Here is a 24,441-nt window from a genome sequence, read left to right as displayed (position 1 = left end):
GCCGGGTTTCACGTGAGTCAGGGAGTCTGTTTAGCGCAATTCCGGACGCAAAACCGCTGCACACTTTTGCTGGAATTGCTTGCGCGCCTTATTCGGCGGCGACCTTCACGCCGGGGGCTGCATCGCGGACGCCGCCGTCGACGTGGTTTTCGAACTTGGCGAAGTTGGTAATGAACATCGAGACCAGCTTTTCGGCCTGCGCGTCATAGGCTGCCTTGTCGGCCCAGGTCGAGCGTGGATCGAGAATGCTGCCATCGACGCCGTTGACCGAGACCGGAACGGCGAAGCCAAAATTCGGATCCGCACGGAATTCGACATTGCCGAGTTCACCGGCCAGAGCGGCAGCGAGAAGCGCACGTGTCGCCTTGATCGGCATGCGCTTGCCGGTGCCATAGGCGCCGCCAGTCCAGCCGGTATTGACGAGCCAGCATTGCACACCATGACGGCTGATCAGCTCCTTGAGCAGATTGCCGTATTCGGCCGGATGCCGCGGCATGAACGGGGCGCCGAAACAGGTCGAGAAGGTCGCTTCCGGCTCGACGACACCCTTTTCGGTGCCGGCCACCTTGGCGGTGTAGCCGGAGAGGAAGTGATACATCGCCTGGTCGGGCGTCAATCGGGCGATCGGCGGCATCACGCCGAAGGCATCGGCGGTCAGCATGATGATCGTCTTCGGGTGCCCGGCGCGGCCCGTTTCCGAGGCGTTCGGGATGAAATCCATCGGATAGGCGCAACGGGTATTCTCGGTCAGCGACCCGTCGTCGAAATTCGGCTCGCGGCTTTCGTTGAGCACGACGTTTTCCAGTACAGTGCCGAAACGCTGCGTCGTCGCATAGATTTCCGGCTCGGCCTCGGCCGAGAGGCGGATGGTCTTGGCGTAGCAGCCGCCTTCGAAGTTGAAGATACCATTCTCGCTCCAGCCGTGTTCGTCGTCGCCGATCAGCGTCCGGGCCGGATCGGCCGAAAGCGTCGTCTTGCCCGTGCCGGAAAGGCCGAAGAAGACCGCCGCGTCACCGTCCGGGCCGACATTGGCCGAGCAGTGCATCGGCATCACGCCCTTGGCCGGCAGCAGGTAGTTGAGCACGGTGAAGACCGATTTCTTCATTTCGCCGGCATAGGACGTGCCGCCGATGAGGACGAGACCGTTGGTGAGATCGCAGGCGATCACCGTTTCCGAACGGCAGCCGTGGCGGGCCGGATCGGCCTTGAAGCTCGGCAGATCGATGATCGTCAGCTTCGGCACGAAGGTGGGGAGCGCTGCAGCGTCGGGGCGGATCAGCAGATTGCGGATGAACAGCGAATGCCAGGCGAATTCGGTGACGACGCGGGTCGGCAGGGCGTGGCCTTCCTCGGCACCGCCGACGAGGTCCTGGACGAAGAGTTCCTTGCCCGCGGCATGCGCCAGCATATCGTCGCGCAACAGGGCGAAATGTTCCGGCGAGAGCGGCTTGTTGTTGTCCCACCAGATCTCGCCATCGGTATTGGCATCGCGAACAACGAACTTGTCGCGCGGCGAACGGCCGGTGTGCTGGCCGGTGATAGCCCGCAGTGCACCTTGAGCGGTCAGTTCGGCTTCGCCCCGGCGGATCGCTTCTTCATAGAGCGCGGCGGCGGAAAAGTTGTAGCGAGCGCTGGCTGCGCCGCCCAATCCAACCGTTGCCAGCTCTGTTGCCGGGTTATGAACTCCGAACATTTCCATGGCTAGTTCCCTTCGCTCAGGCTCGTTGCCGTTAAAACTAAGCGCGAAAATACGGGCAGAAATTTTAAAACACAAGATGTAGAAATTGAGAAAGTGCAGTAATATCAAATATTTAATCGATTTAAATTTATGGCCTACATTTTAAATCGTTTTAAGGAGCCGCGTTTAAACATTTTGCCGCACCACTTAAGATTGCCGGCGAATTTTACGACAATCTTCCCCTTTATCTTTGCCACAATTTGTTCCACCTTTATCCTCCATAAGCGCATCCGGTCACTGAGACCGCCTGGGGAGAGCAAAATCCGGGAGATTGCGCACTGATGACGGAGACCAACACCATGCCGACAATCGCGCTCGTTGATGACGACCGCAACATCCTTACCTCTGTGTCGATCGCACTGGAGGCCGAAGGATACAAGGTCGAGACCTATACGGACGGTGCCTCGGCGCTCGACGGCCTTTTGGCGCGACCGCCACAGCTGGCGATCTTCGACATCAAGATGCCGCGCATGGACGGCATGGAGCTGCTGCGCCGCCTGCGGCAGAAGTCGGATATTCCCGTCATCTTCCTCACTTCCAAGGATGAGGAGATCGACGAGCTGTTCGGCCTGAAGATGGGCGCCGACGATTTCATCACCAAGCCATTTTCGCAGCGCCTGCTGGTCGAGCGCGTGCGCGCCGTCCTGCGCCGCGCCTCCAGCCGTGAAGCCGCTGCCGCCGGCACCAGCCCCGCCGGCGCGCCGAAGGCCGGCGCGGTGCAGCAGGCCCGCTCACTGGAGCGCGGCCAGCTGGTCATGGACCAGGAACGCCATACCTGCACCTGGAAGGGTGAGGCCGTGACGCTGACGGTGACCGAATTCCTGATTCTGCATTCGCTGGCGCAGCGCCCCGGCGTCGTCAAAAGCCGCGACGCGCTGATGGACGCGGCCTATGACGAACAGGTCTATGTCGACGACCGGACCATCGACAGCCACATCAAGCGGCTGCGCAAGAAATTCAAGATGGTCGACACCGACTTTGATATGATTGAAACACTCTACGGAGTGGGATACCGCTTCCGCGAAGCAGCCTGAGCCTAAACGGCGCGGCGCGACTGCATAATTCCTTGGAGCCGATCCAAGAATAAAATATGCAGCGGTTCAAACTGTTGCAGCGCCTTTTGCGCGTCTGAAAAGACGCGCGGCGCTGTTGGAATTGTTGAGGGCAGCGGGCCGGCTCCATCCGGCCCCGCCCTTCGAAAGGGCCTGTCATTGGCACAGTTGGTGCAGGAAAGGGATCTGGACGATGCGGAGGGCGTGAGCACCCGTCGCGTCCGAGGCCGCCGTTGGTCGCACCCCTTCACGCTGATCCGCCGCATCTTCGGCAATGCCGTGTTTTCGAGCCTGACGCGGCGTATCCTGTTCTTCAATCTGGCCGCGCTGCTGGTGCTCGTCGGCGGCATTCTCTACCTCAACCAGTTTCGCGAGGGATTGATCGACGCCCGCGTCGAGAGCCTGTTGACGCAGGGCGAGATCATCGCCGGCGCCGTTTCGGCTTCCGCGTCGGTCGATACCAACTCGATCACCATCGATCCGCAGAAGCTGCTCGAGCTGCAGGCCGGTCAGAGCATCACCCCGGTGCCGAACGACGAGGACCTGGAATTCCCAATCGACCCCGAGAAGGTTGCCCCGGTGCTGCGCCGGCTGATCTCTCCGACGCGCACGCGCGCCCGCATCTTCGATGCCGACGCCAATCTGCTGCTCGATTCGCGCCATCTCTATTCGCGCGGGCAGGTCCTGCGCTTCGATCTGCCGCCGGTCGAAGAGGAGAAACAGACCTGGAGCGAGTGGTTCGCGACCCTGTTCAACAAGGCGTTGCAGCCCGGCAATCTGCCGGTCTACAAAGAGGCGCCGGGTGGCGACGGCTCGATCTATCCCGAGGTGATGAACGCGCTGACCGGCGTGCGCGGGGCGGTCGTGCGCACGACCGAAAAAGGCGAGCTCATCGTTTCCGTCGCCGTGCCGATCCAGCGCTTCCGCGCCGTGCTCGGCGTGCTGCTGCTGTCGACACAGGCGGGCGACATCGACAATATCGTTCATGCCGAGCGGCTTGCCATCATGCGCGTCTTCGGCGTCGCGACGCTCGTCAACGTGCTGCTTTCGCTGGTGTTGTCCTCGACGATCGCCAATCCGCTGCGCCGCCTTTCGGCCGCCGCCATCCGTGTGCGCCGCGGCGCCAAGGCGCGTGAGGAGATCCCCGACTTCTCCGCCCGCCAGGATGAAATCGGCAATCTTTCCATCGCCTTGCGCGAAATGACGACGGCGCTCTACGACCGCATCGATGCGATCGAGAGTTTCGCGGCCGATGTCAGCCACGAGCTCAAGAATCCGCTGACATCGCTGCGCAGCGCTGTCGAAACGCTGCCGCTCGCCCGCTCCGACGATTCCAAGAAGCGGCTGATGGATGTCATCCAGCACGACGTCCGCCGTCTCGACCGGCTGATCAGCGATATCTCCGACGCCTCCCGCCTCGATGCCGAACTCGCCCGCGTCGATGCCGGCTCCGTCGACATGGAGGTGCTGCTGCGCGACCTGATCGAGGTTTCGCGCCAGGTCCGGAGCAGCAAGAAGCAGGTGGAGATCGAATATGCGATCGAACGCAAGCCGAACGTCAAGACCCGCTTCGTGGTCAACGGCCACGATCTGCGCATCGGCCAGATCATCGCCAACCTGATCGAGAACGCCCGCTCTTTCGTTCCGGAAAGGGGCGGCAAGATTATCGTGCGGCTGGTGCGGACACGTTCGCGCTGCGTCACGACGATCGAAGACAATGGTCCCGGCATCCAGGCGGAAAATATCGACCGTATCTTCGAGCGTTTCTATACGGACCGTCCGGAATCGGAAGGCTTCGGCCAGAATTCGGGCCTCGGCCTTTCGATCAGCCGCCAGATCGCCGAAGCCCATGGCGGTTCGCTGAGAGCCGAAAACATTACCGATTCCGAAGGCGGACATGTGCTCGGCGCGCGCTTCATCCTCTCTTTGCCCGTCGACGCCGCCGCATGACCGACGCTCTGAACATTCATGCGACGGCGATCGTCGTCGGCAGAACGGGGCTCTTGTTCAGCGGCCCTTCCGGCTGGGGCAAATCGATGCTGGCCTTCACCTGCATGACCGAGGCGCGCCGGCTCGGGCTTTTCACGGCACTGGTCGCCGACGACCAGGTGCTTTTGTCGGGAGAGGCCGGCACGGTCATCGCCACATGTCCACCGTCGATCGCCGGGCTGATCGAGCTTCGCGGCACCGGCATCGTTCAGCAGGATCATATTCCGAGCGCAGCCATGCATTATGCCGTGCTTCCGGCCACCGCTTCCGGTGAATACCGCCTGCCCCCCGAAGGCGAAACCGTCAGCCTTGCGGCCGGATTTTCGCTTCCCGCATTGCGGTTGCTCACAGGTGTTTCCGCACCGCTTGCGATCCTGATGGCGAAAGCACCCGATATCGGGCATTGAAGCCTTCCGGATTGGTCAATCTGCCTTATATATTCGCATTTTTATCTTGCACTTCGGCTTTTCATAGCCAAGATGTGCCCCCACCGGTGGACGTAATTGCTGCATTGCGATATTGGGGCCACCGATTGCGTATATGGGAGCAGTAATATCATGATCGGACTTGTGCTTGTCACTCATGGCAAGCTGGCTGAAGAGTTTCGTCATGCTGTCGAGCACGTCGTCGGTCCTCAGAAATTCATCGAGACGGTCTGCATTGGCCCCGAAGACGACATGGACCAGAGACGGCAGGACATTCTGGAAGCCGTTTCCGGTGCCGATGACGGCCATGGCGTCGTCATCCTGACTGACATGTTCGGCGGCACGCCGTCCAATCTCGCCATATCAGTGATGAGCAGCGGCCATACCGAAGTCATTGCCGGCGTCAACCTGCCGATGCTGATCAAGCTTGCCGGCGTACGCGGCGAGAACAACATGGAGAAGGCCCTGGTGGAGGCTTCCGAAGCCGGGCGGAAATATATCAATGTCGCGAGCCGTGTGCTCAGCGGAAAATAACGGGCCTTCATGACATCGCTCTCCCGGGAACTCCTGATCATCAACAAGCGCGGTCTTCACGCGCGCGCCTCCGCCAAATTCGTGCAGATGGTCGAAACCTTCGATGCAGCCATCACCGTTTCCAAAGATGGAATGACGGTTGGCGGCACTTCCATCATGGGCCTGATGATGCTTGCGGCCAGCCCCGGCTCTAGCGTCGTCGTCTCGGCGAGCGGCAGTCAGGCCGAGGAAGCCCTGGAGGCGCTGGATCAGCTGATCCAGAACAGGTTCGGCGAAGAAATGTGAGCTCCGGCCGAGCTCATATAAACATATAAAGACTTCTTTATATCCTTATTGCCATCTCAGACGAAGCCTGCTAAACGGCGACATGCCGTGCGCTAACGCGCGTTCGCATCGAACTTGGTTCATGCAATGCACTTTAGCTCTTCGTCGTTATGCCTGTCGTTGTCCCGGAACCGCTGCACTTCCAGGCGACATGCATGAGCACGCGGCCCATCCGTCGCGCGGTCATCTTCGCGCCTGCGCCAATTTTGAGACGTTTTTCAGCTGGAGACCTCTATGAGCACTGAAAAAGATTATGTCGTCGCCGATATCGGGCTTGCGGACTTCGGCCGCAAGGAAATTACGATCGCCGAAACCGAAATGCCGGGGCTGATGTCCTGCCGCACCGAATTCGGCCAGGCAAAGCCGCTGAAGGGCGCGCGCATCACCGGCTCGCTGCATATGACCATCCAGACGGCCGTGCTCATTGAAACGCTGGTCGCGCTCGGCGCCGAAGTCCGCTGGGCCTCGTGCAACATCTTCTCGACGCAGGATCATGCCGCTGCCGCGATCGCCGCTGCCGGTGTTCCGGTCTTCGCCATCAAGGGCGAGTCGCTCGAAGACTACTGGGTGTATACCGACAAGATCTTCCAGTGGGCCGATGGCGGCCTTTCCAACATGATCCTCGATGACGGCGGCGACGCCACCATGTATATCCTGCTCGGCGCCCGCGCCGAAGCCGGCGAGGACGTGCTGTCCCATCCGCATTCCGAAGAAGAGGAAATCCTCTTCGCGCAGATCAAGAAGCGCCTTGCCGCTTCGCCGGGCTGGTTCACCAAGCAGCGTGATGCCATCAAGGGCGTTACCGAAGAAACCACGACGGGCGTCAATCGCCTTTACCAGCTCAGCCAGAAGGGCCTGCTGCCCTTCCCGGCCATCAACGTCAACGACTCCGTCACCAAGTCGAAGTTCGACAACAAGTATGGCTGCAAGGAATCGCTGGTCGATGGTATCCGCCGCGGCACCGACGTGATGATGGCCGGCAAGGTTGCCGTCGTCTGCGGTTACGGCGACGTCGGCAAGGGTTCTGCCGCATCGCTTTCCGGTGCCGGCGCCCGCGTCAAGGTGACCGAAGCCGATCCGATCTGCGCCCTGCAGGCCGCCATGGATGGTTATGAAGTCGTCCTGCTCGAGGACGTCGTTTCCTCGGCCGATATCTTCATCACCACCACGGGCAACAAGGATGTCATCCGCATCGACCATATGCGTCAGATGAAGGATATGGCGATCGTCGGCAACATCGGTCACTTCGACAACGAAATCGAAGTCGCTGCGCTGCGCAATCTCAAGTGGACCAACGTCAAGCCGCAGGTCGACCTGATCGAATTCCCCAAGGGCAACCGGATCATCCTTCTTTCCGAAGGCCGCCTGCTCAATCTCGGCAACGCCACCGGCCATCCGTCCTTCGTGATGTCGGCTTCCTTCACCAACCAGACGCTGGCGCAGATCGAGCTCTTCACCAAGCCCGACCAGTATTCCAACAAGGTCTATATCCTGCCTAAGCATCTCGATGAAAAGGTCGCGCGCCTGCATCTCGACAAGCTCGGCGTGAAGCTGACCGAGCTTTCCGAGGAACAGGCTGCCTATATCGGCGTCTCGCCGAAGGGCCCGTTCAAGTCCGACCACTACAGATATTGATCCGACCGTTAATATCCACAAGATGTAGAAGCCGCGGCATTGACAAATGTCGCGGCTTATTTTTTGGACGCTCCCTTCCCGCCGATTCCCTTCCGAAGTATTGTTTTAAGACTTGATTCGTGGCGCCGGACCCCGTCCGACCGCTGCGAAAATGGGATGTCTTGTCGTAATGCGGCACATTGAAGGACGGAGACATACCGCGGATGTCGGAAATGAAAAGCAGCCTGCCCGGTCAGGCGGATGATGGCGCTTGCGCCGGTCGCCGCCCGCTCATGGCAGGCCAAGGATATAAATCTGCAACGGCACACGAGGCCGCAAAGCAAGAGCATGGACCATTGGCGCGCTTCCTGAAAACCTGCGCGGCCGGTACCGCGCTTGCCGCGTTGGCGCGGCCGGTTCTGGCACAGACGGAGCAGCAGGCGGCGGCCTCGGCCCACCTCTTCACATCCTCGCAAGTCGTCGGCGTTTCCGTCGTCATCGGCGTCATATCGGCGGCACTGCTTTCGACGCTGTGGCTCGTGCGCCAGCGCGGCAATCTGGAAAACGAGAGCCGGGAAATCCGCTCGGCACTCTCTGACGCCCAGCAGCGCATTTCCCAATACCAGGCTCTGATCGCCGACAAGAATCGGCGGATCGTCATCTGGGACGGCAATGCCCGCCCTGAACTGCTCGGCCAGCTTCCGCCCGAGACCGGCGCGCCGCAGGACGGCGAATTCCTGGCCTTCGGCCTGTGGCTGAAGTCACGTTCGGCCTCCGAACTGGAAAAGGCGATCGATCGGCTGCGCGACGAGGCACAGAGCTTCGACATGGTGGTCGAAACCATCCGCGACGAAATCCTCGAGGCGCAGGGCCGGGTTTCCGGCGGGCGTGCCTTCGTCCGTTTCGTGGCGCTTAACAATTTGCGCGCCGAACTCGCAGAGCTCAGGATCGAGCGCGACCGGCTGATGACCTCGATCTCGGCCTTCCAGACCATGCTCGACGCGATCGACATGCCGGCTTGGCAGCGCGACCCGGTGGGGCGCCTCACCTGGGTCAACCAGGCTTATGGCGAGGCGGTCGAAGCGCGCTCGCCGCAGCAGGCGATCAATGAAGGCCGCGAGATGCTGACGACCGTGGCGCGCGAACGCATTCGCGCGACGACGACGCCGGAATCGCCCTTCCACGACACGATCTCGACGGTCGTGCGCGGCAACCGCACATTCTTCGACGTCGTCGACGTCAGGGTTCCCGGCGGCTCGGCCGGCATCGCGATCGATGTGTCCGACATAGAGGCCGTGCGCGCCGAATTGGAGCGGACGCTGAAAAGCCATGCCGAGACGCTCGATCATCTTGCCACTCCCGTTGCCATTTTCGACGGCGACCGCCGCCTGCAATTCTACAACCAGGCCTTCGTGGCGCTCTGGCAGCTCGATATCGCCTTCCTCGAAGGCCGGCCTGACAACAGCGAGTTGCTCGAGCGGCTGCGGGCAGCGAAGAAACTGCCGGACCAGCTCAACTGGAAAAGCTGGAAGGAAACCGCGCTTTCCGTCTATCGCGCGCTCGACACGCAATCCGATCTCTGGCACCTGCCGAACGGGCAGACGCTGCGCGTCTTCGCGACCGCCCATCCGCAGGGCGGCGCCACCTGGGTGTTCGAAAACCTGACCGAACAGGTCGATCTCGAAACGCGCTACAACACGCTGGTCAAGGTGCAGGGCGAAACGATCGACCATCTTTCCGAAGGTGTGGCGGTGTTTGGCCCTGACGGACGCATCCGCCTTTCGAACCCTGCCTTCCGCGCGCTCTGGGGGATCACGGAAACCGAAGCCAAGCCCGGCACCCATATCCGTGCGCTCGGCGAGGCCTGCGCGCCGTCTTATGACCGGCCGGATGGCTGGAAGGCCTTCGCCGAACTGATCACCAGCTTCGACGACGAACGCCGCTCGGGCCAGGGGACGCTGGAGCTCTTCTCCGGCCTCGTGCTCGACTACGCCGTCATCCCGCTGCCGAACGCCCAGACCATGCTGACCTTCGTCAACATGACCGACAGCGTGCGAGCCGAGCGCGCGCTGACCGAGAAGAACGAAGCATTGCGCAAGGCCGACGAGTTGAAGAACGACTTCGTCCAGCACGTGTCCTACGAGCTGCGTTCGCCGTTGACCAACATCATCGGCTTCACCGATCTCCTGCGCACGCCGGGCGTCGGCCCGCTGACCGAACGGCAGGCCGAATATATCGACCACATCTCGACCTCGTCCTCCGTTCTCTTGACGCTGGTCAACGATATTCTTGACCTTGCGACCGTCGATGCCGGCATCATGCGCCTCAACTATGCGGATATTGATCTCAACGATCTGCTCGACGACGTGTCGATGCAGATCGCCGATCGTCTCCAGGAAAGCGGCGTCGCACTCGAAATCACCGCACCCGCCTATCTCGGCTCGATCGTTGCCGATCCGCAGCGGCTGAAACAGATCCTGCTGAAGCTGCTTTCCAATGCGGCGAATTTCTCGCCCGAAGGCAGCTCGATCTCGCTGGAATGCCATCGCGACGGCACGGATTTCGTCTTCTCCGTCAGCGATCGCGGCCCGGGCATCTCGCCTGACATGATCGCCACCGTCTTCGACCGTTTCGCGACGGGAGCGAAAAGCGGCAAACGCGGCGGCGCCGGCCTCGGCCTTTCGATCGTCGACAGCTTCGTCAGCCTGCATCATGGCGACGTGACGATCGACAGCGAACCCGGCAATGGTACGACCGTCGTCTGCCGTATTCCCTCGGTCGATGTACCGCATTCCGCCGCCGCCGAATGACGACCGGCGATGCAATCTCGCTTTTTCTGGAAGACGAGGCGGCCACCCTCCGCCTCGGCGAAGATTTGGCGCTGGCCCTGAAAGCCGGTGACTGCCTTGCTCTTTCCGGCGATCTCGGCGCGGGGAAATCCTCGCTCGCCCGCGCGATCCTGCGCGCCATCGCCGATGACGAGGAGCTCGAAGTCCCGAGCCCGACCTTCACGCTGGTGCAATCCTACGACCTGCGCATCCCCGTTTCTCACTTCGATCTCTACCGGCTTGGCGATCCGGCCGAACTGATGGAACTGGGCTTCGACGAGGCTCTGCAAAACGGCATCTGTCTCGTCGAATGGCCTGAGATGGCCGAGAGCGAACTGCCTGCGGAGCGCATCGCGCTGACGCTGGAACATGAAGGTAATGGCCGCCGGGCGACAATCAGAGCTACCGGTGCACAAAATTCACGCATCCGTCGTGTCCTGTCGATTCGCGATTTCCTTGACGATGCTGGTTATCCCGAAGCGAGGCGTCGCTTCCTGACCGGCGATGCCTCGCTACGTGCCTATGAGGCGATCTATCCGAAGGCCGAAAACCAGCGCGTCATCCTGATGGACTGGCCGCCGCTTGCCGAAGGACCGCCGGTTCTCGACGGCAAACCCTATCCCAAAGTCGCGCATCTCGCCGAAAACGCCTATCCCTTCGTGGCGATCGCCGATGTGCTGCGCAAGGACGGCTTTGCGGCGCCCGAGATCTACAAGGTGGATTATAACAAGGGTATCCTGCTGATCGAAGATCTCGGCAGCGACGGCGTTCTGGATGCCCGGGGCCAGCCTATTGTCGAACGCTATCGCGAAAGCGTTGCCTGCCTTGCCAAACTGCACGCCCTGAAATTTCCGCAGGACATCCCTGTTGGAAAGGCGCATGTCCATCATATCCCTGATTTCGACCGCACGGCGATGAAGATGGAGGTGCGGCTGGTGCTCGACTGGCACCTGCCCTGGAAGCGTCAGGGAGCACCGGCAACGGAAGAAGAGCGGGCGGATTATCTGGCGATCTGGGATAGGCTCATCGATGAGCTTGCATCGGCCGAGAACAATCTGCTACTGCGCGACTTCCACTCGCCGAATATCATCTGGCGACCGCAGGCGAAGGGCATCCAACGGATCGGCCTCATCGATTTCCAGGACGCCATGATCGGCCCCACGGCCTATGATCTCGCCTCGATCGTCCAGGATGCGCGTGTGACGATCGAGCCGGATCTCTTCCGGCAATTGATGGCTGATTATCTGACGCTTCGCCACGCACAGGGCGGTTTCGACGAAACCGGATTCATGAAGGCCTGGGCGATCATGTCGGCGCAACGCAATTGCAAGCTTGCCGGCCTCTGGGTGCGGCTGTTGCAGCGCGACGGCAAGCCGGGTTATCTGAAACACATGCCGCGCACGCTCGCCTATCTGAATGTCGCGCTCGAGCATGAAACGCTTGCCCCCTTGCGCGATTGGTGCGCAAGGGCTGGAATAGGCCAGAGCGAATCATAAGTTCCGGATCAGGATGACCATCAGACAAGCCATGGTACTGGCCGCGGGTCTCGGAACCCGCATGCGCCCGATCACCGACACGATCCCGAAGCCGCTGGTGAAGATCGACGGCAAGCCGATGATCGACTACGCGCTGGATTCGCTGGTGGCGGCCGGCGTCGAACGCGCCGTCGTCAATGTTCACCACCACGCCGAACAGATGCTCGATCATCTCGGGAATTATCGCGGCCTCGACATCGTCATTTCCGACGAGCGTGACGCGCTGATGAATTCCGGCGGCGGGCTGGCGAAGGGGCTCAACCTGCTTACCCGCGACAATATTTTCGTCATGAATGCCGATCTCTTCTGGATCGGCGAACAGCCGGGGCGGCCGACGAACCTGCAACGCTTAGCCGGATTCTTCGATGCCGACCGCATGGATATGGCGCTGCTTTGCGTTGGGATTGAAGATACGACGGGTCACAACGGCAAGAACGACTTCAGTCTGGCGGCCGATGGCCGGCTGGCGCGTTATCGCGACGATCCATCCAATCCCGTCGTCTATGCCGGCGCCATCGCCATGAACCCATCGCTGTTCGACGATGCGCCGAAGGATGCCTTCAACCTCAATATCTATTTCGACAAGGCGATCGCGCGCGGACGACTTTTCGGCATGGTGCTCGAAGGCCATTGGCTGACTGTGGGAACGCCGGAGGCGATCGGCGAGGCGGAGCAAACGATCCGACGATTGCGGGCGTTCGCTTAAGCCATGGCGGAGCGGCACCAGCCACGCATCCTGACGATCCCGGCGGGTCTCTCCTTCCTGAAAACGCTGGCGACGACGCTTTGCGACGGCCGGCTGACGCCACTCTTCCGGCACGAGGCCGATGATCCGCTATCGCTGGCCAAGGTAACGATCTACCTGCCGACACGGCGCGCCGTGCGTGTTCTGCGCTCTGAATTCGTCGATCTGCTCGGCGGCCGCTCGGCGATTCTGCCGGTCATCCGTCCGCTCGGCGAAACCGATGACGACAGCGGTTATTTCGACGAGGCACTGCCGGGTACGATCGATCTCACCCAACCACTGTCGAATACCGCCCGTCTTCTGGAACTGGCGCGCCTGATCCTCGCCTGGCGAAACAAGCTGCCTGAGATCGTCCGCCACATTCATTCGGACTCGCCGCTCGTCGCACCCGCAAGCCCGGCGGATGCGATCTGGCTCGCCCGCAACCTGGCGGAACTGATCGATTCGATCGAAACCGAGGATCTCGACTGGTCGGAGTTGTCGAAACTCGACACCGGCGACTATGCCGCCTGGTGGCAGCTGACGGCAGAATTCCTGCAGATCGCCAGTGCTTTCTGGCCGGAGCGGCTTTCGGAACTCGGCAAATCCTCGCCGGCGCGGCACAGAAACGCCATTCTCCGGGCCGAAGCAAGCCGGCTTTCGGCGACGAAACCCGCTGGGCCGATCATCATCGCCGGTTCGACGGGTTCCGTTCCCGCCACCGCCGATCTCATCGCCGCCGTCGCCAATCTGCCCGAAGGCGTCATCGTGCTCCCGGGCCTCGATCTCGTCATGCCCGAGAACCACTGGCAGATGGTCGCGCCGGAACCGGCGCCCGGCCAACATGCCAATCCGGCAAGTCGCAGCCATCCGCAGTATGGCCTGTCGTCGCTGCTCAAGCGGCTGAAGCTGGCGCGTGCCGACGTAACGCCCCTCGACGGACCGGAGGGCGATCTTGACCGGCGCGCCGAAATCCTGTCTCGGGCCCTCGCCCCATCGGAGGCGACCAGTGATTGGGGGGCGTGGAAGAGCGGCCTGCCCGAGGGCGCCCTGTCTTCAGCCTTCGCCGATGTTTCGCTGATCGAAGCCGCCAACGAACGCGAAGAAGCAACCGCGATTGCCATCGCGCTCCGGCTTGCACTGGAGAGGCCGGGACAGGACGGCGAGAGCCGGGCAGCACTCATCACGCCGGACCGCAATCTCGCGCGGCGGGTCATGGCCGAGCTTTCCCGCTTCGGCATCCTCGCCGACGATTCGGCGGGTACACCGCTTGCGGCCATGCCGCAGGGCACCTTGCTGCAATTGCTGCTCGAGGCAGCGCTGCGACCGGGCGATCCGGTGGCGATCGTCTCTTTGCTCAAACATCCGCTTGCCCGCTTCGGCCTGGAACGTGACGCATTGATTTCCGCTACTGAGGCGCTCGAGCTGCTGGCGCTGCGCGGCGGCGTGGCCGAGGTGGATATCAGCACGCTCGAGCCGTTGCTCACCCACCAACTTGCCGAACAGGCGCTGGACAGGCACGCGCCGCAATGGCGCAAAGCGCTTTCGCCTGATGCAGCCGACGCCGCAAACGACCTTGCCCGGCGGGTCACGCAGGCGACCGAGCCACTGGCGTCGGCACTGATGCGACACCGGCCGGAAGATCGCGGGAGAACTCTGAGCTTCACATTGTCCGAATGGGCGGAGCGCACCGGCCGTTCGCTCGAAGCGGTCGCGGTCGATCCGCAAGGCAATCTCGCCGATCTCTGGTCTGGTGAAGCGGGAGATGCACTCGCCACCCTGCTCAGCGAGGTGATCGACACGGACGGCCAGATGGAGGCCGACGGACCGCAATGGATCGACATCATGGCCGCCCTTGCCGCCGGTCATGCCGTGAAGCCGCGGGCGCTCAGCCATCCCCGCCTCTTCATCTTCGGCACGTTGGAAGCCCGCCTGCAGAGCGTCGATACGCTGATCCTCGGCGGCCTGAACGAGGGCACCTGGCCGGGGCAGACCGCCAATAACCCCTTCATTCCACGGATGATGAAGACGGAGATCGGCCTCGAACCGCCGGAACGACGCATCGGCCAGCTGGCGCATGATTTCGAGATGGCAAACGGCACGCGCCATCTGATCTATTCGCGCGCGCTGCGCCAGGGCTCGACGCCGACCGTCGCCTCGCGCTGGCTGCAGCGGCTGCTGGCGCTCGGCGGAGAGGCGTTCGAAGCGGAATTGAAAGGGCGGGGCAACCGGTTCCTGCAATGGGCCGGCCTCATCGATCGGGGAGATAGCCAGACGCCGGCGCAGCGACCCTCGCCGAAACCGCCGCTGGCATTGCAGCCGAAATCCTATTCCTTCAGCGAAGTCGGCCGGCTGCGCCGCGACCCCTATGCCATCTATGCCCGCCGCATCCTGCGTCTCGACCCCGTCGACGCGTTCAACCGCGATCCGGGTGCGGCCGAACGCGGAACGCTCTATCACAAGATCGTCGACCGGTTCATCCGCGAGGCTAATATTGCCGGGACACCGGATGCGGCAGCAGCCATGGAGCGCATCCTTTCCGAACTTTTCGACATGGAGCGGCTACCGCCGCATATCGATGCCGTGTGGCGGCCGCGCTTTCGCGAGGTGGCCCGCGCCTTCCTCGAATGGGAGGCCGGACGGCGGCATGGCATCCTGAAAACGTTGACGGAGGTGCGGGGCGGCATGGAGCTGGAGCCGATCAATATCCGGCTCACTGGCGTCGCGGACCGGATCGACATAACCGGACCACACTCGGCCGACATCATCGACTACAAGACCGGCTACAATCCCTCGCCGGCGCAGGCGCGCGTGCTTCTCGATCCGCAGCTTGCGCTTGAAGCGGCGGCCTTGAGCGCCGGCGCCTTCCGCGATGCCGGCAGCCTCGTGCCGCAAGACCTGCTCTATGTGCGTCTGCGACCCGGAAGCCGCTTCCAGGTCGATACGGTCAACAACGAAAACTCTACCCGCAGCGACAAGGCGAAATCCGCGATGGATCTCGCCGCCGAATCGATCGATCAGCTGGTCAAATTCGTGGGTTTGCTGCAATCCAGCGAAAGAGGTTTTACCGCGCGGCTGATCCCGGCCCAGCAATTCGATTTCGGCGGCGACTACGATCATTTGGCCCGCGTCTCCGAGTGGTCGACGGCCGAAACCGAAGAGGGCGGCGGCGATGAGTGATGTGACCGCGCTTCCCACCGACGACGATCCCGGCGCCTGGATCGGCTGGACGACCATCCAGCAGGCGATTGCCTCCGATCCGCTGCGTTCGGCGTGGGTTTCGGCCAATGCCGGCTCCGGCAAGACGCATGTGCTGACACAGCGCGTCATCCGGCTGCTGCTGGCCGGTGCGCGGCCTTCGGCCATCTTATGTCTCACCTATACCAAGGCTGCAGCCTCCGAAATGTCGAACCGGGTCTTCGAGCGGCTGGCGGATTGGGTGGTGCTCGATGATGACGACCTTAGCCGGCGGATCATGCAGATCGAGGGTACGGCTCCTGATGGATTAAAGCTTGCCGAGGCGCGCCGGCTGTTTGCAAAGGCGCTGGAGACGCCCGGCGGGCTGAAGATCCAGACGATCCACGCCTTTTGCGAGGCGCTGCTGCATCAGTTCCCGCTGGAGGCCAACGTTGCCGGGCATTTCTCGGTTCTCGACGATCGCGCGGCGGCGTCCCTGCTTTCCGATGCGCGCCGGGCGCTGCTGACGGCGACGGCGCCGGAGAAAGACAGCGCCCTTGCCGACGCATTCGCCTACGTGCTCAATCTCGGCGACGAATCCGGGCTGGAGAACCTGCTCGGCGATATCGTCGCCAACCGCAACGCCATTCGTCGTTTCACCGCGACGGCCGAACAGCAGGGCGGTATGGAGATGGTCCTGCACCAAAAGCTCGGCCTCGCCGCCGACGACACGGAAAGCCGGATCGCGGCGCAATATTGGCCTTTGCCGGAGCTTTCGGGCCGAACGCTGGAACTCTATCTCTCGCTTGCCGACCAGAAGGGTGGTGCGAAGGCGCAGGAGGTTGCCTACGGCCTCAGGCTCGCCGGGCGGGAGCGCGACGACGCAAGGCGCGCTGAGTTTCTCGAAAAAATCTTTCTGACCGTGAAGGGCGAGCCCAAGGCGGACTCGCAATTCTTCGTAAAGGCCATGCTTGCCGAGGCACCACAGTTGGCGGACGCCATCGCCATTGCCCGCGCGCATGTCGCAGCAAGCCGCGACCGGCTGAAACTGATGCGGATGTACGGCGCCACGCATGCAGCACTCGTGCTCGCCGACCGGCTGAACCACGACTACGAGGAGCTGAAGAAGCAGCGCAGCCAGCTTGATTTCGAGGACCTGATCACCCGCACCGCCGACCTTTTGACGAAAAGCGGCGTCGGCCCCTGGATCCACTATAAGCTCGATCGGGGTATCGATCATATCCTCGTCGACGAGGCGCAGGATACCAGCCCGATCCAGTGGAGCGTCATACAGTCGCTCGCCGAAGATTTCTTCTCCGGCGAAAGCGCCCGGCCGATCGTGCGCACGCTGTTTGCCGTCGGCGACGAAAAGCAGTCGATCTATTCCTTCCAAGGGGCGCGGCCCGAGCGTTTTTCCGAGGAGAGCGACCGGACGCGGCGGCGCGTGTCCGATAGCGGGCAGAGCTTTTCCTCTGTCCGGCTGCCGCTGTCGTTCCGCTCGACCGCCGACGTGCTCGAGGCCGTCGACCATATTTTCAAGACACCCGAGAACGCGCGCGGCCTCAGCGCGCTCGGCGAGCCGGTCGTGCACCGCTCCAGCCGCATCGGACATCCCGGCGCCGTCGACCTCTGGGAGATGGTCGCGCCGGAAGCGGTGGTGAAGGAGGAAGACTGGACGGCGCCCTTCGACGCGACGCCGGAAAGCGCGCCGGCCGCAATCCTCGCGCGGCGGATCGCCCACTCGATCGGCACGCTCGTCGGCCGCGAGACGATCGTCGACAAAGGCAAAGAGCGCCTGATTGAAGCCGGCGACATCCTGGTGCTGGTGCGCAAGCGCGACGCCTTCGTCAATGCATTGACGCGCGCCTTGAAGCGCCGCGGCGACATTCCCGTCGCCGGCGCCGACAGACTGGTGCTGACCAGCCATATCGCCGTGCAGGATCTGCTGGCGCTCGGCCGTTTCCTGCTTCTGCCGGAAGACGATCTTTCGCTCGCCGCGGTGCTCAAGAGCCCACTTTTCGATCTTTCCGAGGACGACATCTTTGCGATTGCCGGCCTGCGCGGCGATAATGAGAGCGCCTGGAGCCATCTCAAAAGCTTCGCCGCCGACGGCACCGAACGCTTCCGCGTTGCCGTCGAAAGGCTGGAATTGTTCCTCCGGCAGTCCAGAAGCCTGTCGGTTCATGATTTCTATGCCCGTGTGCTGGGCAGCCATGGCGGGCGACGACAATTCCTTGCCCGTCTCGGCACCGAGGTCAGCGATATTCTCGACGAATTCCTGACCTTCACGCTCGACCACGAGAGCTCCGGCCTTCCCGGTCTGCAATCCTTCATCTCGACGCTGGAACTCGAAGCACCCGTAATGAAGCGTGAGCAGGACAAGGGGCGCAACGAAGTGCGAATCATGACGGTGCATGCGTCCAAGGGTCTTGAAGCACCGATCGTTTTCCTGGTCGACGGCGGTTCGAAGGCCTTCACCCATACTCATCTGCCCAAGCTTCGCCTGATCGAGACGGACGCCGACGAGCCGCCGATGCCGGTCTGGGTTCCTGTCTCCGATCTTTCCAATTCGCTGACGCAGGACGATGCGGCGCGGATCCAGATGCTGGCGGAAGAAGAATATCGCCGGTTGCTTTATGTCGCCATGACGCGTGCCGCTGACCGGCTGGTCGTCTGCGGCTATCGCGGCGTGCGCGTAAACAACGACACCTGGCATATGATGATCTCGACGGCACTGAGCGACGATCATCCACTTGTGGAAGCGACCACATTCTCCGGTCCCGATGGGGAATGGCCGGGCATCAAATGGCGCGTGCCGCGGGTGGAACGAAGCTTCGAGCGTGTCAACCGCAGCGAGGAGCGTGACAACGAGGAGAGTTTGCCGGACGGCCTGTTACGGCCCTTGCCACCGCAGGCTGCGCTGCCCCGGCCGCTCAGCCCCTCCGGCGCCGGCACGATCATCGATGAAGACGAGGGCGGGTTGCTGGTCGTTTCGCCGCTGTTTACCGAGAAGCCGCGCAGCGATCGTTCACTGGAGAAGGGCAGACTGATCCATCGCATGCTGCAGGCGCTTCCCGACATTCCACCTGCCGAACAGCCCGATGCGGCGAGCCGTTATGCCGAACGGGCGGCTCGGTTCTGGCCGGAAGGCGAACGGCGCAAGCTTGTCGATTCGGTTCTGAAAATATTGGACGAGCAGGGCCTGCAGGACGTCCTCGGTGCGCAGGCCCAGCCCGAGGTCTCGATCATGGGAACGCTGACGCTCGAAGGCCGGCGCTATGCCGTCTCCGGCCGCATCGACCGGCTTGCCGTCCTTACCGATCGCGTCGTCATTCTCGACTACAAGACCAACCGGGTGCCGCCGGCAACGGAAGAGGCCATCCCCTTCGCGCACAAGGCGCAGCTCGCGATCTATCGCGAGATCCTGGCGCCGCTCTATCCTGATAAGCGGATCGACTGCATGCTTGTCTATACCGAGAACGCCTCGCTCTACACGCTGAGCGAAAAGGCGCTCGGTTTGGCGCTTGCAGGAGTCAAGACAAAGTGAAATACCGGACATTGAAAATTCGGCGCCGCACCATCACATGTGGTTCAACATCCAATCCGGTAAAGGAGCAGCCCATGGCTACCGTGAAAGTCGATATCAATAACTTCCAGTCGGAAGTTCTGGAATCCGCAGAACCCGTCGTCGTCGATTTCTGGGCTGAATGGTGCGGCCCGTGCAAGATGATTGCACCGAGCCTCGAAGAAATCGCCGTCGAGCTGGAAGGCAAGGTCAAGGTCGCCAAGCTCAATATCGATGAGAACCCGGAACTCGCCGCACAGTTCGGCGTGCGCTCCATTCCGACCCTTGCGATCTTCAAGGGCGGCGAAGTTGCCGATATCTCTGTCGGCGCCAAGCCGAAGACCGCCCTTTCGAACTGGATTTCGAACGCTGCCTGATTGATATCGCCCTGATGATATCGCATTGACGAAAAGCCCGGTTTCGACCGGGCTTTTTCAATTTGCAGGGTTCACTTCGGCGGCGTGCCGTTGTCGGAAAGCACATCGCCAACGAGATAGAGCGAGCCGCCGACCAGAATACGCGGCGGCAAGGCTTCCGGATCAAGCACGGCTTTGATGGTTTCCAGCGCATCGCCGACCGTCGACATCGGTTCGGCAACCAAGCCCGCATCATAGGCGGCATTCGACAATATCACCGGATCGATCATCGCTTCGCTGCCGCGGATCGGCACGCAGAAAACCTTCTCGACCAAGCCGGCAAAGGCCCTGAAATAACCGACCGGATCCTTGGTGTTGATCATACCGATGATCAGGAAAAGCGGCCGAGGCTGGCGCTCCTCGAAATTGGCCATGGCTTCGGCGATCACTTCACCGGCACCGGGATTATGCCCGCCATCGATCCAGATTTCGGCGCCGGCAGGCGCATGCGAGAGCAGCCGGCCCTCGCTCAAACGCTGGAGCCGGCCCGGCCATTCGACCGAACTCATCGCCTTTTCCATCATCGTCTCGGTGACGGTGAAACCGGCCGCCTTGACGGCACGAATGGCGGCGGCGGCATTGGCATATTGGTGGCGGCCGGGAAGGCGCGGCAGCGGCAGGTCGGCAAGACCGAACTCGTCCTGGTAGACGAGCCGGCCATATTCCTCATGCGCCATGAAATCCTGCCCGAAGACGGCGCTCGGGCAATGCAGCCGTTCGGCCGTCGACATCAGGACGTCGAGCGCTGCGTCATATTCCTGATGACCGATGACAACGGGAAATCCCGGCTTCATGATGCCGGCCTTTTCGACCGCAATCAGCTCCACTCTGTCGCCAAGATAGGGCTGGTGATCCAGCGAGATCGGCATGATCACCGAGACGGCCGGATCGGAAATGACATTCGTCGCGTCGAACCGGCCGCCGAGACCGACTTCGATGATCGCGGCATCGGCCGGATGTTCGGAAAACAGGATGAAGGTGACTGCCGTCAGGATTTCGAAGACGGTGATGTGCTGTCCTGCATTGGCATCGGCCACACGACGCACGGCCTCGGCGAAGACGGCATCATCCACGAGCTGTCCGCGTCCGCCTTTGACGCCGATGCGATAACGCTCGTGCCAATTGACGAGATGCGGCGAGGTGTGGACATGGGCGCTGTAGCCGCCGGCTTCGAGCAGGGCGCGGGAGAAGGCGGTAACCGACCCCTTGCCGTTGGTGCCGGCGACATGGATCACCGGCGGCAGTTTCCTGTGGGGATTGCCGAGCACATCGAGAAGACGGGTGATGCGATCGAGAGACAGATCGAACCCCTTGGGATGCAATCCCATGAGTTTTTCGATCTCCTGTGCTGCCTCACTCACCGCGGTTTGGCCTCTGGGTATCAATTCGGCACCCCGCCTGCTTATCGGTTATCAGGCGCTCGCCGCCAGAGCGATTGCGCCGCTATTCATGTTGTTCGCCGCCGAAACCGGCTTCTTCGTCAGGATCTTCAGGAGACGCGCCAGCGTTTCCGGAATATCGTGACGTTTGACGACCATATCGACCATACCATGCTCCAGCAGGTATTCGGAGGTCTGGAAGCCTTCGGGTAGTTTTTCACGCAGGGTCTGCTCGATCACGCGCTTGCCGGCAAAGCCGATTTCAGCCCCGGGTTCGGCCAGATGAATATCGCCAAGCATGGCATAGGAGGCGGTAACGCCGCCTGTGGTCGGATTGGTCAGCACAACGATATAGGGCTGGCCGGATTCCTTGAGCATGTCGACAGCAACCGTCGTGCGCGGCAGCTGCATCAGCGACAGGATGCCTTCCTGCATGCGCGCGCCGCCGGAAGCGGGGAACATGACCAGTGGGCATTTTTCAGCCGTCGCACGCTCGAAAGCCTTGACGATCGCCTCGCCGGCGGCAATGCCGAGCGAACCGCCGATAAAATTGAATTCGTGCACGACAGCCACGAGCTTCAATCCCCGCACCTTCCCGACACCGGCGAGGATCGTATCTTCCTGCTCGGTCTTGAGGCGGCTATCGCGCAAGCGATCGCTGTATTTCTTCGAATCGCGGAACTTCAGCGGGTCCTGCACGACCTTCGGCTGCGGCAGCGATTCGAACTCACCATTGTCGAAAAGATCAATCAGACGGGCCTTGGCCGGCATCTTCATGTGATAACCGGACGCCGGAATGACCCATTTGTTGCCTTCCAGATCCTTGTGGAAGACCATCTCGCCCGTTTCCGGGCACTTGATCCAGAGATTCTCCGGCACTTCGCGACGGCCCAGCATGGAATTGATCCGCGGGCGAACGTAGTTGGTGATCCAGTTCAACTCGAATACTCCTGATTGACCAGAGCGGTTCAGCTTTTAACGGAAGCGGCGAACCGCTCTATCCTTTTGTACGCAATTCCGGACGGAAAACCGCTGCACAGTTTTGCGCGACATGCCTGAGTGCCAATGTGGGCAAACTATTCGGCAGCAACAAGGCGCGCCGAACGTGTTCCCGTGGAAAGGCCGCGCACCAGCGTGGCAACGGCCTGAACCGTGTCCGCCGTTGCCTTTCCGTCATTCGTCAAGCTGGTCGCGACCTGATTGACGATCGCGGTGCCGACAACAACGCCGTCGGCCGAACCGCCGATAACCTTTGCATGTTCCGCCGTCTTGACGCCGAAGCCGACGCAGACGGGCAGCTTGGTGTGCTGCTTGATGCGCTCGACAGCGCCCGAAACCAGCGACGGATCGGGCAGCGCCGAACCGGTGATGCCGTTCATCGAGACGTAATAGACGAAGCCGGAGGTATTCTTCAGCACCTTCGGTAGGCGCTTCTCATCCGTCGTCGGCGTCGCCAGGCGAATGAAATTGATGCCCTTGCGGATCGCCGGAATGCAGAGCTCGTCATCCATCTCGGGCGGCAGGTCGACGACGATCAGGCCATCGATGCCGGCGGCGAGCGCGTCGTCGAGGAATTTCTCGACGCCGTAAATATAGATCGGGTTGTAGTAACCCATCATCACGATCGGCGTCGCATCGTTGGTTTTGCGGAAATCGGCCGCCAACTGCAGCGTCTTCTTCAGCGTCTGGCCGCCTTTCAGGGCGCGCTGGCCGGCCAGCTGGATCGCCGGGCCGTCAGCCATCGGATCGGAAAAGGGCATGCCGAGCTCGATGATGTCGGAGCCGGCCTCCGGCAGCGCCTTCATGATGCCGAGCGAGGTGTCATAATCGGGATCGCCGCCCATGAAATAGGTGACAAGCGCCGGACGGCCCTCGGCCTTCAGCTCGGCAAAGCGTTTATCCATGCGTGCGGTCATGTCTTACAGTCCCATTCCCAGAATCTTGCCGACGGTGAAGATGTCCTTGTCGCCACGGCCGGAGAGGTTCATCAGGATGATCTCGTCCTTGCCCATCGTCGGTGCGCGCTTGATGACCTCGGCAATCGCATGCGAGGGCTCGAGCGCCGGGATGATGCCTTCGAGGCGGGTCAGCGTCTGGAAAGCCTCGAGCGCTTCGTGATCCATGATCGGCACATAGTCGACGCGGCCGGTGTCGTTCAGCCAGGAATGTTCGGGGCCGATGCCGGGATAATCGAGACCGGCCGAAATCGAGTGGCCTTCCTTGATCTGGCCGTCGCCATCCTGCAGCAGATAGGTGCGGTTGCCGTGCAGCACGCCCGGTGAACCGGCGGTGATCGAGGCGCAATGTTCGTCGCCCTGCAGGCCCCTGCCGCCGGCTTCGACGCCGACGATCTTAACAGAGGGATCGTCGAGGAAGGGATGGAAGATGCCGATGGCATTCGAACCGCCGCCGACGGCAGCGACGACCAGATCCGGAAGACGGCCTTCGGCCGCCAGGATCTGCTCTTTCGCTTCGGTGCCGATCACCGACTGGAAATCGCGGACCATCTCCGGATAGGGATGCGGACCGGCTGCCGTTCCGATCAGGTAATAAGTATCCTCGACATTGGTGACCCAGTCGCGGAGCGCCTCGTTCATGGCGTCCTTCAGCGTCCCGCTGCCTGCCGTCACCGGTTTGACTTCCGCGCCGAGCAGCTTCATGCGGAATACGTTCGGCGCCTGACGCTCGACGTCGGTGGCGCCCATGTAGACGACGCAGGGAAGGCCAAAGCGGGCGGCAACGGTCGCAGAGGCGACGCCATGCTGGCCGGCACCGGTTTCGGCGATGATACGGGTCTTGCCCATACGCTTGGCAAGCAGGATCTGGCCGATGCAGTTGTTGATCTTGTGCGAGCCGGTGTGGTTCAGCTCCTCGCGCTTGAAATAGATCTTTGCGCCCCCGAGTTCGGCCGTCAGCCGCTCCGCGAAATAGAGCGGGCTCGGGCGACCGATATAATGTGCGCCGAGATGCTTCAATTCGGCCTGGAATGCCGGATCGTTCTTCGCCTTGTTCCACTCGTCCTGCAGATCGAGGATCAAAGGCATCAACGTTTCGGCAACGAAACGACCGCCATAAATACCAAAACGGCCGTCTTCATCGGGGCCGGAACGGAAGGAATTCGGTTTAGGCGTCTCGTTCACT

At 61.9% G+C, this 24,441-nt stretch carries 17 protein-coding genes; 12 read left to right on the top strand and 5 right to left on the bottom strand.

Annotated elements, in window-relative coordinates:
• Nucleotides 1-88: 88 nt before the first annotated feature.
• Nucleotides 89-1,699, bottom strand: a complete 1,611-nt coding sequence (locus FHT75_RS29090; protein ID WP_063473901.1) for a phosphoenolpyruvate carboxykinase — start codon at nt 1,697-1,699, stop codon at nt 89-91.
• Nucleotides 1,700-2,037: 338 nt separating this feature from the next.
• Between FHT75_RS29090 and FHT75_RS29085 the strand changes: the two genes are divergently transcribed.
• From FHT75_RS29085 to trxA, 12 genes are all read left to right on the top strand, one after another.
• Nucleotides 2,038-2,772 carry a response regulator transcription factor gene (locus FHT75_RS29085; protein ID WP_188947094.1) on the top strand — a complete coding sequence of 245 codons (735 nt, stop codon included), beginning with the start codon at nt 2,038-2,040 and terminating at the stop codon, nt 2,770-2,772.
• Nucleotides 2,773-2,949: 177 nt separating this feature from the next.
• Nucleotides 2,950-4,740, top strand: a complete 1,791-nt coding sequence (locus FHT75_RS29080; RefSeq protein WP_063473900.1) for a sensor histidine kinase — start codon at nt 2,950-2,952, stop codon at nt 4,738-4,740.
• Entirely contained in the window at nt 4,737-5,186 is a 450-nt protein-coding gene (locus FHT75_RS29075; protein ID WP_047615973.1) for an HPr kinase/phosphorylase, read from the top strand. The genes FHT75_RS29080 and FHT75_RS29075 overlap by 4 nt, the downstream gene beginning before the upstream one ends.
• 150 nt (nt 5,187-5,336) lie before the next feature.
• Complete coding sequence (locus FHT75_RS29070) at nt 5,337-5,738, top strand: PTS sugar transporter subunit IIA (RefSeq protein ID WP_003544139.1); 402 nt, start codon at nt 5,337-5,339, stop codon at nt 5,736-5,738.
• A gap of 9 nt (nt 5,739-5,747) precedes the next feature.
• The gene (locus FHT75_RS29065) at nt 5,748-6,023 is read left to right on the top strand and encodes an HPr family phosphocarrier protein (protein WP_003544133.1); all 276 of its coding nucleotides are present in this window, start codon (nt 5,748-5,750) and stop codon (nt 6,021-6,023) included.
• 273 nt (nt 6,024-6,296) lie between these two features.
• On the top strand, nt 6,297-7,697 hold the full coding sequence (gene ahcY / locus FHT75_RS29060) for an adenosylhomocysteinase (RefSeq protein ID WP_047616091.1): 1,401 nt from the start codon (nt 6,297-6,299) through the stop codon (nt 7,695-7,697).
• 203 nt (nt 7,698-7,900) lie between these two features.
• Nucleotides 7,901-10,486: a PAS domain-containing sensor histidine kinase gene (locus FHT75_RS29055; RefSeq protein WP_063473899.1), complete on the top strand. Its 2,586-nt coding sequence runs from the start codon at nt 7,901-7,903 to the stop codon at nt 10,484-10,486.
• The gene (tsaE, locus tag FHT75_RS29050) at nt 10,483-12,000 is read left to right on the top strand and encodes a tRNA (adenosine(37)-N6)-threonylcarbamoyltransferase complex ATPase subunit type 1 TsaE (RefSeq protein ID WP_063473898.1); all 1,518 of its coding nucleotides are present in this window, start codon (nt 10,483-10,485) and stop codon (nt 11,998-12,000) included. Before FHT75_RS29055 ends, tsaE begins: the two co-directional genes overlap by 4 nt.
• A 13-nt stretch (nt 12,001-12,013) precedes the next feature.
• Nucleotides 12,014-12,745 (top strand): nucleotidyltransferase family protein, encoded by a 732-nt coding sequence (locus FHT75_RS29045; protein ID WP_063473897.1) that lies wholly within the window; start codon nt 12,014-12,016, stop codon nt 12,743-12,745.
• 3 nt (nt 12,746-12,748) lie between these two features.
• A complete protein-coding gene (gene addB, locus FHT75_RS29040; RefSeq protein WP_183845302.1) occupies nt 12,749-15,943 on the top strand; it encodes a double-strand break repair protein AddB in 3,195 nt (1,064 codons plus the stop codon).
• Nucleotides 15,936-19,487, top strand: a complete 3,552-nt coding sequence (gene addA / locus FHT75_RS29035; protein WP_097596026.1) for a double-strand break repair helicase AddA — start codon at nt 15,936-15,938, stop codon at nt 19,485-19,487. The genes addB and addA overlap by 8 nt, the downstream gene beginning before the upstream one ends.
• Before the next feature lie 74 nt (nt 19,488-19,561).
• On the top strand, nt 19,562-19,882 hold the full coding sequence (gene trxA, locus FHT75_RS29030) for a thioredoxin (RefSeq protein WP_063473894.1): 321 nt from the start codon (nt 19,562-19,564) through the stop codon (nt 19,880-19,882).
• A gap of 71 nt (nt 19,883-19,953) precedes the next feature.
• Here trxA and FHT75_RS29025 read toward each other — a convergent pair whose 3' ends face one another.
• From FHT75_RS29025 to trpB, 4 genes are all read right to left on the bottom strand, one after another.
• Nucleotides 19,954-21,306 (bottom strand): folylpolyglutamate synthase/dihydrofolate synthase family protein, encoded by a 1,353-nt coding sequence (locus FHT75_RS29025; RefSeq protein WP_176707334.1) that lies wholly within the window; start codon nt 21,304-21,306, stop codon nt 19,954-19,956.
• Between the two features lie 27 nt (nt 21,307-21,333).
• Nucleotides 21,334-22,239 (bottom strand): acetyl-CoA carboxylase, carboxyltransferase subunit beta, encoded by a 906-nt coding sequence (accD, locus tag FHT75_RS29020; protein WP_047615946.1) that lies wholly within the window; start codon nt 22,237-22,239, stop codon nt 21,334-21,336.
• Between the two features lie 137 nt (nt 22,240-22,376).
• A complete protein-coding gene (gene trpA, locus FHT75_RS29015) occupies nt 22,377-23,216 on the bottom strand; it encodes a tryptophan synthase subunit alpha (protein WP_047615944.1) in 840 nt (279 codons plus the stop codon).
• A gap of 3 nt (nt 23,217-23,219) precedes the next feature.
• The gene (trpB, locus tag FHT75_RS29010) at nt 23,220-24,440 is read right to left on the bottom strand and encodes a tryptophan synthase subunit beta (protein ID WP_063473892.1); all 1,221 of its coding nucleotides are present in this window, start codon (nt 24,438-24,440) and stop codon (nt 23,220-23,222) included.
• Nucleotide 24,441 lies beyond the last annotated feature (1 nt).

Origin of the sequence: Rhizobium sp. BK112, from assembly GCF_014193215.1 — a bacterium.
Classification (GTDB): Bacteria; Pseudomonadota; Alphaproteobacteria; order Rhizobiales; family Rhizobiaceae; genus Rhizobium; species Rhizobium anhuiense.
This window is presented reverse-complemented; position numbering and strand designations above follow the sequence as displayed.

Excerpts from the sequence above, each read along its gene's own strand:
- FHT75_RS29090 (WP_063473901.1), bottom strand. The coding sequence starts at position 1,699 with ATGGAAATGTTCGGAGTTCATAACCCGGCAACAGAGCTGGCAACGGTT.
- FHT75_RS29085 (WP_188947094.1), top strand. The coding sequence starts at position 2,038 with ATGCCGACAATCGCGCTCGTTGATGACGACCGCAACATCCTTACCTCT.
- FHT75_RS29075 (WP_047615973.1), top strand. The coding sequence starts at position 4,737 with ATGACCGACGCTCTGAACATTCATGCGACGGCGATCGTCGTCGGCAGA.
- FHT75_RS29070 (WP_003544139.1), top strand. The coding sequence starts at position 5,337 with ATGATCGGACTTGTGCTTGTCACTCATGGCAAGCTGGCTGAAGAGTTT.
- FHT75_RS29065 (WP_003544133.1), top strand. The coding sequence starts at position 5,748 with ATGACATCGCTCTCCCGGGAACTCCTGATCATCAACAAGCGCGGTCTT.
- ahcY (WP_047616091.1), top strand. The coding sequence starts at position 6,297 with ATGAGCACTGAAAAAGATTATGTCGTCGCCGATATCGGGCTTGCGGAC.
- FHT75_RS29055 (WP_063473899.1), top strand. The coding sequence starts at position 7,901 with ATGTCGGAAATGAAAAGCAGCCTGCCCGGTCAGGCGGATGATGGCGCT.
- tsaE (WP_063473898.1), top strand. The coding sequence starts at position 10,483 with ATGACGACCGGCGATGCAATCTCGCTTTTTCTGGAAGACGAGGCGGCC.
- FHT75_RS29045 (WP_063473897.1), top strand. The coding sequence starts at position 12,014 with ATGACCATCAGACAAGCCATGGTACTGGCCGCGGGTCTCGGAACCCGC.
- addB (WP_183845302.1), top strand. The coding sequence starts at position 12,749 with ATGGCGGAGCGGCACCAGCCACGCATCCTGACGATCCCGGCGGGTCTC.
- addA (WP_097596026.1), top strand. The coding sequence starts at position 15,936 with ATGAGTGATGTGACCGCGCTTCCCACCGACGACGATCCCGGCGCCTGG.
- trxA (WP_063473894.1), top strand. The coding sequence starts at position 19,562 with ATGGCTACCGTGAAAGTCGATATCAATAACTTCCAGTCGGAAGTTCTG.
- trpA (WP_047615944.1), bottom strand. The coding sequence starts at position 23,216 with ATGACCGCACGCATGGATAAACGCTTTGCCGAGCTGAAGGCCGAGGGC.